We start from the raw sequence: 9803 nt of genomic DNA, 5'->3' as shown, positions 1-9803 counted from the left end.
AATCGCGGTAATTTGCGCGTGAAGTTTGTCGCGCTGTGGGCAGTTTTGTTCGCCTTGAAAATCGTCCTGGCAGCGCGCTTGCCGTTGTTCGTGGACGAGGCGTTTTATGCGTGGGAGTCGCGCCGCCTGGCCTGGGCCTATTCCGATCTGCCGGGTCTGACCGCATGGCTGATTGCTCTCGGGCGCGGCGTCGGTGGCGAGCACCCGTTGGCGGTGCGCATTTTCTTCCTGCTGATCGGTGCCGGCATTCCCTGGCTGGTGGTGCGTATCGCCACGCGCTGGTTCGGCGCTCAGGCTGGCTGGCGCGCTGGCCTGCTGGCGTTGCTGATGCCGCTTTCGGGCTTGCTCGGCATGATGGCGATGCCGGATGTGCCGATCGTCTTCGCGGCATTGTTGTGTCTGGATGGAATGGCGCAGTTGCGCGAACGCATCGATGCGGCCGGCTGGTGCACGCTGGTGGCAGGACTGGCGATCGGTGCGCTGAGCCACTATCGGTTCGCCGGCGTGGTGGCTGCGGGACTGTGCGGCCTGTTGCTTGATCGCCGCGCGCGCGCGCTGTTCGCTGATCGCCGGTTCTGGCTCGCACTGTTGCTTGGTGCCTGCGCGTGGTTGCCATTGCTGCTGTGGAATTTCGATCACGCCGGCGCCGGCTTGCGCTTCCAGTTGCTTGATCGCAACCCGTGGAGTTTCCACGGCGATGGTCTGCTGTGGCTGCTGATCCAGTGTGTCGTGGTCACGCCGTTGCTGTTCGTGTTCCTTTCGCAGGCGCTGGTGAAATTGCCGGATGCCTGGCGTCGCGATCCCGACGGCCCCTGGGGTCTGCTGCTGGGGATCGGCAGCGTTTCGGTGTTCGGTTATTTCCTGCTGGGATTTTTCGCCGATCACGAACGCGTCAGTTTCCACTGGCCGCTCTCGGGCTGGCTGGTTCTGATTATTGCGATGGTCGGCCTGGATTTGCCGCAGACGCGCGGCTGGCGAATCGCGACAGTGGCGATTGCGGGTCTGGCTCTGTCCGCGACTGTTTTCTGGCTGGCGCTGGCGACCGATGCCGGCGCGCGCCTGCAACTGGCCGACACGAAATTGTATCCGCAGGATTTTTCCGGCGCGCAGGAAATCGCCGATGCGGTGCGTGCTCTGGACATGCCGTCGGGTTCGCGACTGGTCGCCGACAATTTCGAGTTGGCCGCGCAGTTGGCATTCGCGCTGCATCGCTCCGACGTGCTGGTGCTCGATCATCCGCACAACCACAAGCACGGTCGCGCGCCGCAGCTGCAGTTGTGGGGGCTGCAATGGACGCCGGCGATGCGCGCTTCGGACGCGCCAACCTGGCTGATCGTCGAGGACACTGGCCTGCCATTGCGGCAGCGGCTGACTTCTTACCATCGGACCTGTGAACAGATCGGTGCCTTGCCGGTAGTGCGAGTGCTGAATGTCGATCGCGGACAAAAACGTTTTCTTGTCTATCGATTGCCGCCAGTCAGCGCAAACGGCCATTGCGTCGCGCCGGCACTGGCCTGGATCGACACGCCGACGCCGAAGCAGCGCGTGGCGGCGGATTTCATCATCTCGGGCTGGGCGTTCAAGGATGGCGCAGGACTGGCCAGCGTCGATATCACGATCGATGGTCGCACTATTGCCGAAGCGAATTACGGCCGCGCCGAACCGCGCGTGGCGCAGTACTGGAAAATCTCCAGCGATCCGCAGCAGCCGCGCGTCGGTTTCGACGCACGCATCGATGCCCACGATCTATCGCCCGGGAAGCATTGGCTGGGATTGGTATTGCATGGCCGCGACGGCAGTGTCGAACCCTGGCCGGAGCAGGCGATCACGATTTCAAAGTGATGCCGCGCGGCGAAACGATCAGGGCAGGGTGAAGCCGGCCTGGCGCAGGGCTTTCGCGAGAGCGATCAGCGGCAGGCCGATCAAGGCGGTGGGGTCGCGCGATTCGATCGATTCGAACAGGCTGATGCCCAGGCCTTCGGATTTGAAACTGCCGGCGCAGTCGTAAGGCTGCTCGGCGTGCAGGTAGCGTTCGATGTCGGCGCTGGCGAGCGTGCGGAATTGCACGACGGTGAGATCGCAAAAACGCATCGTGCGCCGGTCGCTGTTGCGGAACACGCTGACCGCGGTGTGGAAATGCACGCGTTGCCCGGAGGCCGCGGCGAGCTGGTCGGCGGCGCGTTCGAAGCCGCCGGGTTTGCCCAGCGACTGGCCGTTGAGTTCGGCGACCTGATCGGAGCCGATCACCCAGGCATCGCGGAAGCGCTCGGCGACGGCGCGCGCTTTCGCCTCGGCCAGGCGCTGCGCCTGCGCCATCGGGCTTTCGTTGAGCAGCGGGGTTTCATCGACCTCCGGGCGCGCCACGTCGAAACGCAGGCCCAGGCGGGTGAGCAGGGCGCGGCGATAGATCGAGGTCGAGGCGAGGACGAGCATTCAAGACTCCGGATTGCGGCGCAGGGTTGCCGGCTCGCGTTGCGCCGCTTCATTCGCGGCCTCGGTGGCGCGGGCGAGGTCGGCGCCGGCATTTTCGAGTTCCTCGAGCTGGCTGGCGATGCGCGCGCGGGCGCGGTCCAGCGCCTCACAGGCGGTATCGATCTCGGACTGGCTGGCGGTCAGGCCGTGTTTCTGGATCCACAGGCGGTGCTGCAGGACATCGCGCTTGGCCTCGCGGATCGGCAGGTTGCTGCCCAAGGACGCCTGCGCGACGGCGCCGATGTCGGCCGGGACGCGCTCGACCAGCGGCTGCATCGCCGTCATGCGCTCCTGGGTGCGATTGAGCAGGCGTTCGACTTCGTCGGCCAGATCCAGCAGTCGCGTCAGCGATTTCTGGCGCCGGGTCTGCAGGTGTCGAACCCAGAGGAAAGACAGGCCGATGGCCGCAACGACCAGACATAAAAGGGCGACAAGCAGCATGGCGAGGATGTCCGTGAGTCAGACGGCAGTCTGCACCAGCGCGAGCGCGAGCCGCAAACCCCTGCCAGACCTAGGTTTTTTGGTTTGACACGGCCGCCGTGCCTACCTACAATGCGCCGCTTATGTCCGCACCCATGCCCCCTGTGCTTGACGCTTGGCGCATGGTGACGGCCCAGCGGAGTTTCGAAGGTGTTGTCGCCCTGACCGATTTGCCTCGGCTCAAGGTCAGCCTGACGGACCCCGAAGGCGAATGCCGATTCACCCTGGAATTCGGTCGTGACGACCTGGGCCTCGCTTTTGTCGAGGTTCGCGCCGACGCCAATCTGCCCCTGCTGTGTCAGCGCACGCTAGAGCGCTACCTGCATCCGGTCAGTGTGGTTCAGCGTTTGGGACTGATCACCGATGAGGCGCAGGAAAGCGCGCTGCCGGAAGGGATGGAGCCTTTGCTGCTGGACGAACACGGCCAATTGCGCGGTATCGATCTGGTCGAGGATGAATTGATCCTCGCCCTGCCGGTGGTGCCAATCAACCCGGATTCGACGGAACTTCAGGCCGAGTGGCCCGAGGAATTCGTCAAAGAAGACAAACCCAATCCTTTCGCCGCGCTCGCCGCGCTGAAAGATCGTAAAAAGTAACAGAACAGAGTAGTTGGAGAAGCCCCATGGCCGTTCAGAAATCCCGCAAGACCCCGTCCAAGATCGGTATGCGCCGCTCGCACGATGCCCTCACGGCCAAGCAGCTGGCCACCGATCCGACCACGGGCGAGACGCACCTGCGTCATCACGTGACCAAGGACGGTTTCTATCGCGGCCGCAAGGTCGTCGACGTGAAGTCTTCGGTCCAGACGGAAGAGTGATCCAGCTGTCCGCCTCGTGCGGACTGGCGGTATCCTGAACGCGGCGGGCATGTCCCGCCGCGTGCTTTTTGGCCGGCGACAATCCGGCCCGGACTGAGGAGCGGTTTGGGATGACGATTTATTCGCGGATCGCCGGCACCGGCAGCTACCTGCCCGAGAAAGTGCTGACCAATGCCGATCTCGAGAAGATGGTCGACACCAACGACGAGTGGATCGTCAGCCGCAGCGGCATTCGCGAGCGCCACGTTGCTGCCGAAGGCGAAACCACCGGCGATCTCGCCTTCCACGCTGCCACCCGCGCGCTGGAAGCCGCCGGCCTCGACCCCGCCGACATCGAACTCATCGTCGTTGGCACGACCACTCCCGACATCATCTTTCCGTCCACCGCCTGCCTGGTCCAGCACCGGCTCGGCGCCAACGGTTGCGCGGCTTTCGACGTCAACGCCGCCTGTTCGGGTTTCATCTATGCACTGAGCATCGCCGACAAGTTCATCAAGACCGGTTCGGTGAAAAACGCGCTGGTGATCGGTGCCGAAACCCTCACGCGCATGGTCGACTGGACCGATCGCGCCACCTGCGTTTTGTTCGGCGATGCCGCCGGCGCCGTTGTGCTGAAGGCCGACAGCGAAGCCGGCATCCTGTCCACGCATTTGCATGCCGATGGCGGCAAGAAGCATCTTCTGTACAACCCGGTCGGTGTTTCCGTCGGTTTCAATCCCGAGCTGCCCAACTGCGGCGTCAAGGTGATGATGAGCGGCAGCGACGTGTTCAAGTACGCGGTCAAGGCGCTCGATTCGGTGGTCGACGAAACCCTGGACGCGAACGGCCTCGACAAATCCGATCTCGACTGGCTGATTCCGCATCAGGCCAACCTGCGCATCATCGAAGCCACGGCCAAGCGCCTGCAGATGTCGATGGAGCGCGTCATCGTCACCGTCGATCGCACCGGCAATACCTCTGCCGGTTCGGTGCCCCTGGCGCTGGACGAAGCGATCCGCTCGGGCAAGATCAAGCGCGGCGAATTGCTGCTGCTCGAAGCTTTCGGCGGCGGCTTCACCTGGGGCTCGGCGCTGCTGCGCTATTGAATTCGCAGGGGCGGTCATGCCGCTCCTATGCGAACCCGCTCCCTACGCCCCGGTACAGACGCTCTCGCTGTCCGACCCGTATCATTCGCGCTCTTCCACGCTGAAGCTCCCGATGATTCCGACCCTCGCATTCGTTTTCCCCGGCCAAGGCTCGCAGAGCCTGGGCATGCTGTCGGAACTCGCCGCGGCGCATCCGTTGATCGCGCAGGTTTTCGATGAGGCATCGCAGGGCTGCGATGTCGATCTCTGGGCGCTGTCCCAGCACGGTCCGGAAGAACAACTCAACCAGACCGAATTCACCCAGCCAGCGTTGCTTGCCGCCAGCGTCGCGGTCTGGCGTCTTTGGCAGCAGCGTGGCGGCGCGCAGCCGGCACAGTTCGCCGGTCACAGCCTTGGCGAATATGCGGCGCTGGTTGCCGCCGGCGCGATCACCCTCGCTGATGGCGCCAAGCTCGTGCGCGAACGCGGCCGTCTGATGCAGGCTGCCGTGCCGGCAGGTACCGGTGCGATGGCAGCGGTGCTGGGCACGGAAGATGCGCTGGTCGCGGAAGTCTGCGCGCAGGTTTCCGGTACGGACGTCGTGGTACCGGCCAACTACAACTCGCCCGGCCAGATCGTGATCGGTGGCCACGCTGCGGCGGTCGATCTCGCCATCGCGGAACTCGGCGCACGCGGCGTGCGCAAGATCGTCAAGCTCGCGGTCAGCGTGCCATCGCATACGCCGCTGATGCGCGACGCGGCGGCGCAACTGGGCGAAGTGATGGCGGCGATGGACTGGCAGATGCCAGATCGCCCTGTCATACAGAATGCCGACGCGCGCAGTCATGATTCGCTGGCCGATATCCGCGAGGCGCTCGTGCGCCAGCTGTATCTGCCGGTGCGCTGGACCGAATGCATACAGGCGCTTGCCGCCGGCGGCGCGACGCATATCGTCGAATGCGGGCCGGGCAAGGTATTGTCGGGACTGATCAAGCGCATCGACAAAACGCTGGATGCACGCGCGATCGGCGCGCCGGCGGATTTCGATACGGCATTCAACGAGCTTCAGATTCTGTAGGAGCGACGCGAGTCGCAATCGCTCCACATCGACGCACCAATGCAGGAAGACAAGAACATGAGCAACAAACCCCTCACCGGCGAAATCGCCCTGGTCACCGGCGCCAGCCGTGGCATTGGCGCAGCGATCGCCGACCTGCTCGCCGAGCGCGGCGCAACCGTCATCGGCACCGCGACCAGCGAATCGGGCGCGAAGGCGATCGGCGAAAGAATGGCAGCGATCGGTGGTGTCGGACGCGTGCTCGACGTCACCGACAGCGCCGCGGTCGATGCACTCATCGACGACATCGCCGGCGAATTCGGCGCCGTCTCGATCCTGGTCAACAACGCCGGCATCACCCGCGATCAGTTGCTGATGCGCATGAAGGAAGAGGATTGGGATGTGATCCTCGACACCAACCTCAGCTCGGTGTTCCGCACCTCGAAAGCGGTGATGAAAGGCATGATGAAGGCGCGCAAGGGGCGCATCATTTCGATCGCTTCGGTGATCGGCCTGACCGGCAACCCGGGCCAGGCCAACTACGCCGCGGCAAAGGCCGGCATCATCGCGTTCTCGAAATCGCTGGCCAAGGAAATCGGCAGCCGCGGCATCACCGTCAACGTCGTCGCGCCGGGTTTCATCGAAACCGACATGACCCGGGCCCTGCCGGAAGCGCAGAAAAACGCCATGCAAACGCAGATCGCGCTCGGTCGCTTCGGTGCGCCGGGCGACATCGCCGAGGCGGTGGCTTTCCTCGCCAGCCCGTCCGCGGCGTATGTGACGGGCGAGACCCTGCACGTCAATGGCGGCATGTACATGGCCTGATCCCTTGCCGGGACGGGAATTGGGGTAAAATCGCCCCTCCAAAAACCAAGGTCCGGCGGCAAAAGGCGCTCGCCGGGGCCGGCATATGATTACAATGCGCCCGTTCGTATCCCTCCGGGAGGAGATTTGTCCATGAGCACCATCGAAGAACGCGTCAAGAAGATCGTCATTGAACAGCTCGGCGTCAAGGAAGACGAAGTCACCAACAACGCCTCGTTCGTTGATGATCTCGGCGCTGACTCGCTCGACACCGTTGAGCTGGTGATGGCCCTCGAAGAGGAATTCGAGTGCGAGATTCCGGACGAAGAGGCCGAGAAGATCACCTCCGTCCAGCAAGCGATCGATTACATCAAGGCGCACGTCAAGGCCTGATCGCCGAAGCAGTTTTTATACCGGGGCCGCGCATGCGCGGCCCTGTGTATTTGCGGCATCCGGCGATCGCGCCGGCACGTATGCATGACAGGCGGGCCTGCGGTCCGCGTGCATGGACGCTATCCACAGCGCGGGAGGGCCGCGCGTCACCTCGAAGCGGAGCCAAGCCATGAGCCAACGTCGCGTCGTCATCACCGGAATGGGCATCGTCTCCCCGGTCGGCAACAATCTCGCTTCCGCCTGGGACAGCATCACCAACGGCCGCTCCGGCGTTGGCATGATCAGTCATTTCGACACCACGCTTTACAACGCCAAGATCGCCGGCGAAGTCCGCGATTTCGATCCGAAAGCCTGGGTCAATCCGAAAGACGCCAAGAAGATGGACACCTTCATCCACTACGGCCTGGCCGCAGCGATGATGGCGATGGACGATGCCGGACTGGAAATCACCGAGGCCAATGCCGAACGCGCCGGTGTGCTGATCGGCTCGGGCATTGGTGGCATCCGCGGCATCGAGGAAACTGCAGTCGATCTGCACCTCGGCGGTCCGCGCAAGGTCTCGCCGTTCTACGTGCCCAGCACGATCATCAATATGATCTCGGGCCAGTTGTGCATCATCAAGGGCTTCAAGGGCCCGAATTTCTCCGCGGTGTCGGCCTGCGCCTCGTCCAACCACTCGATCGGCATGGCGATGCGCATGATCCAGTACGGCGATGCCGACATCATGGTCGCCGGTGGTGCCGAACACGGTTGCACGCCGACCTCGGTTGCCGGTTTCTGCTCGATGAAAGCGCTGTCCACACGCAATGACGATCCCACGCGTGCCAGTCGCCCCTGGGACAAGGATCGCGACGGTTTCGTGCTCGGCGACGGCGCCGGCATCCTCATTCTCGAGGAATACGAATCGGCCAAGGCCCGCGGCGCGCGCATTTACTGCGAACTCGTCGGCTTCGGCGCCAGCTCCGACGCGTATCACATGACCGCACCCAGCGAGAACGGCGAAGGTCCGGCGCGCTGCATGGCGATGGCGATGCGCGATGCCAAGGTCAATCCCGATCAGCTCGGCTACCTCAACGCGCACGGCACTTCAACGCCGCTGGGCGACCTCGCGGAAACGCAGGCGATGAAGCGCGCGCTCGGCGATCACGCCTACAAGACCATGGTGAGTTCGACCAAATCGATGACCGGCCATCTGCTCGGCGCCGCCGGCGGCGTGGAAGCGGTGTTCTCGATCATGGCCCTGCATACCGGCGTGATTCCGCCGACCATCAACCTGGACAATCCGGGCGAAGGTTGCGATCTCGATTTCGTGCCGAACGTGGCGCGCGAGAAAAAAGTCGACGTGGTCATGTCAAATGGCTTTGGCTTCGGCGGCACCAACGGCACCCTGGTCTTCAAGCGCCTCTGAACCCAAAACGGCAGCCTGCGATGATCATGACGCGCACGCTGCCGGCAGGGCCGGCCGATGTCTGACAAGAACAAATTGCTCCGCCGTGCATTGCCGGCGGACACCGACCTGTTGTCGCTGCACCGTGCGCATCGCGCGCGCTTTCCGCTGCTGCTCGAAAGCGTCGCCGGCGGCAACGGCCTGTCGCGTTGGGACCTGTTGTTTGTAGCGAACGGCGAGGGTCTGCGTCTCGACGTCGACGGCATCACGCGCCGGTTGGACGGCAGCGAATGTGCCGGCGACTTTCTCGCCAACCTCGATGCCGATTGGCAGATGCAACGCGGCGACGACGGCGACAAGACGTTGCCGTTTCGTGGCGGCTGGGCGCTGTTTCTCGCTTACGAACTCGCCGCGCAGATCGAGCCGATATTGCAGCTACCGAATGCTCCCGGTCCGCTGCCGGTGGCGCTGGCCCTGCGTTGTCCGGCGGCGATCCTGCGCGACCGCAACAGCGGCGAATGTTTCGCGATCGTTGAAGCGCAGGCCGCCGCATTGCTTGAAGGGCTGGCTGCTGATCTCGCCGATGCACGTGCGTTGCCCTCGTTGCCCGACTGGCAATCGCCGCAGGACATCCGTGAAGATGACGACGCGCAGTTCCTCGATGGCGTTGCGAAAGTGCACGAGTATCTTTGCGCCGGCGATGTTTTCCAGGTCAATCTTTCGCGTGCCTGGCGCGCGGAATTTTCTGCGGTGATCGATCCTGTCGCCTGGTATTCGCGCTTGCGTGAGGCCAATCCGGCACCGTTCGCCGGCCTGCTGGCGTTCGACGATTGGGCGTTGGCGAGTTCCTCCCCCGAGCGCTTGGTGTCGGTGCGCGGCGATGTCGTCGAAGCGCGTCCGATCGCCGGCACGCGCCCGCGCTTTCCCGGCGATGACGATGCCGCGCGCATCCGCGAACTGGTCGGCCACCCCAAAGAGCGCGCCGAGCACGTGATGCTGATCGACTTGGAGCGCAACGACCTCGGCCGCGTCTGCGTTCCCGGCAGCGTGCGCGTGGACGAGTTGATGACGGTCGAGAGCTATACGCATGTGCACCACATCGTTTCCAACATCAGTGGGCGGCGCCGCGATGGCGTGACACCGGGCGAGGTGATCCGCGCGGTATTTCCCGGCGGCACCATCACCGGCTGTCCGAAAGTGCGCTGCATGCAGATCATCGCCGAGCTCGAAGGCGAGGGGCGCGGCCCGTACACGGGCGCGCTCGGCTACCTGAATTGCGACGGCGACATGGACCTCAACATCCTGATCCGCAGCGCCTGGTTGTCTGGC

At 64.0% G+C, this 9803-nt stretch carries 11 protein-coding genes; 9 read left to right on the top strand and 2 right to left on the bottom strand.

Annotated features, from left to right (window positions below; translation table 11 throughout):
- Positions 1–18: 18 nt before the first annotated feature.
- A complete protein-coding gene (locus VKM35_RS02345) occupies positions 19–1842 on the top strand; it encodes an ArnT family glycosyltransferase (RefSeq protein WP_324317949.1) in 1824 nt (607 codons plus the stop codon).
- Between the two features lie 18 nt (positions 1843–1860).
- Here VKM35_RS02345 and VKM35_RS02340 read toward each other — a convergent pair whose 3' ends face one another.
- Positions 1861–2433, bottom strand: a complete 573-nt coding sequence (locus tag VKM35_RS02340) for a Maf family protein (protein WP_324317947.1) — start codon at positions 2431–2433, stop codon at positions 1861–1863.
- Complete coding sequence (locus tag VKM35_RS02335) at positions 2434–2913, bottom strand: hypothetical protein (RefSeq protein ID WP_324317945.1); 480 nt, start codon at positions 2911–2913, stop codon at positions 2434–2436. It abuts the gene before it with no gap.
- Between the two features lie 122 nt (positions 2914–3035).
- Here VKM35_RS02335 and VKM35_RS02330 point away from each other — a divergent pair, with 122 nt between their 5' ends.
- From VKM35_RS02330 to VKM35_RS02295, 8 genes are all read left to right on the top strand, one after another.
- A complete protein-coding gene (locus VKM35_RS02330) occupies positions 3036–3548 on the top strand; it encodes a YceD family protein (RefSeq protein ID WP_324317943.1) in 513 nt (170 codons plus the stop codon).
- 26 nt (positions 3549–3574) lie between these two features.
- On the top strand, positions 3575–3769 hold the full coding sequence (rpmF, locus tag VKM35_RS02325; RefSeq protein WP_324317941.1) for a 50S ribosomal protein L32: 195 nt from the start codon (positions 3575–3577) through the stop codon (positions 3767–3769).
- A gap of 110 nt (positions 3770–3879) precedes the next feature.
- Positions 3880–4854, top strand: a complete 975-nt coding sequence (locus tag VKM35_RS02320) for a beta-ketoacyl-ACP synthase III (protein WP_324317939.1) — start codon at positions 3880–3882, stop codon at positions 4852–4854.
- Between the two features lie 112 nt (positions 4855–4966).
- A complete protein-coding gene (gene fabD, locus VKM35_RS02315) occupies positions 4967–5911 on the top strand; it encodes an ACP S-malonyltransferase (protein WP_324317937.1) in 945 nt (314 codons plus the stop codon).
- A 57-nt stretch (positions 5912–5968) separates the two neighbouring features.
- Positions 5969–6715 (top strand): 3-oxoacyl-ACP reductase FabG, encoded by a 747-nt coding sequence (gene fabG / locus VKM35_RS02310; protein WP_324317935.1) that lies wholly within the window; start codon positions 5969–5971, stop codon positions 6713–6715.
- A 132-nt stretch (positions 6716–6847) separates the two neighbouring features.
- Positions 6848–7087 carry an acyl carrier protein gene (gene acpP, locus VKM35_RS02305; RefSeq protein WP_022967933.1) on the top strand — a complete coding sequence of 80 codons (240 nt, stop codon included), beginning with the start codon at positions 6848–6850 and terminating at the stop codon, positions 7085–7087.
- Positions 7088–7256: 169 nt separating this feature from the next.
- Positions 7257–8495 carry a beta-ketoacyl-ACP synthase II gene (gene fabF, locus VKM35_RS02300; RefSeq protein ID WP_324317930.1) on the top strand — a complete coding sequence of 413 codons (1239 nt, stop codon included), beginning with the start codon at positions 7257–7259 and terminating at the stop codon, positions 8493–8495.
- Between the two features lie 57 nt (positions 8496–8552).
- Positions 8553–9803, top strand: a 1251-nt coding sequence (locus VKM35_RS02295; protein WP_324317928.1) for an aminodeoxychorismate synthase component I, incomplete at its 3' end; no start/stop codon positions are given.

It is taken from the genome of Arenimonas sp., assembly GCF_035312645.1.
Classification (GTDB): Bacteria; Pseudomonadota; Gammaproteobacteria; order Xanthomonadales; family Xanthomonadaceae; genus Arenimonas.
Note: the sequence above shows the minus strand (reverse complement) of the source record. Positions and strands in the feature narration are given on the sequence as shown.

Coding starts and splice junctions, on each gene's coding strand:
- fabF (WP_324317930.1), top strand. CDS start 7,257: ATGAGCCAACGTCGCGTCGTCATCACCGGAATGGGCATCGTCTCCCCG.
- fabD (WP_324317937.1), top strand. CDS start 4,967: ATGATTCCGACCCTCGCATTCGTTTTCCCCGGCCAAGGCTCGCAGAGC.
- VKM35_RS02340 (WP_324317947.1), bottom strand. CDS start 2,433: ATGCTCGTCCTCGCCTCGACCTCGATCTATCGCCGCGCCCTGCTCACC.
- rpmF (WP_324317941.1), top strand. CDS start 3,575: ATGGCCGTTCAGAAATCCCGCAAGACCCCGTCCAAGATCGGTATGCGC.
- acpP (WP_022967933.1), top strand. CDS start 6,848: ATGAGCACCATCGAAGAACGCGTCAAGAAGATCGTCATTGAACAGCTC.
- VKM35_RS02320 (WP_324317939.1), top strand. CDS start 3,880: ATGACGATTTATTCGCGGATCGCCGGCACCGGCAGCTACCTGCCCGAG.
- fabG (WP_324317935.1), top strand. CDS start 5,969: ATGAGCAACAAACCCCTCACCGGCGAAATCGCCCTGGTCACCGGCGCC.
- VKM35_RS02330 (WP_324317943.1), top strand. CDS start 3,036: ATGTCCGCACCCATGCCCCCTGTGCTTGACGCTTGGCGCATGGTGACG.
- VKM35_RS02335 (WP_324317945.1), bottom strand. CDS start 2,913: ATGCTGCTTGTCGCCCTTTTATGTCTGGTCGTTGCGGCCATCGGCCTG.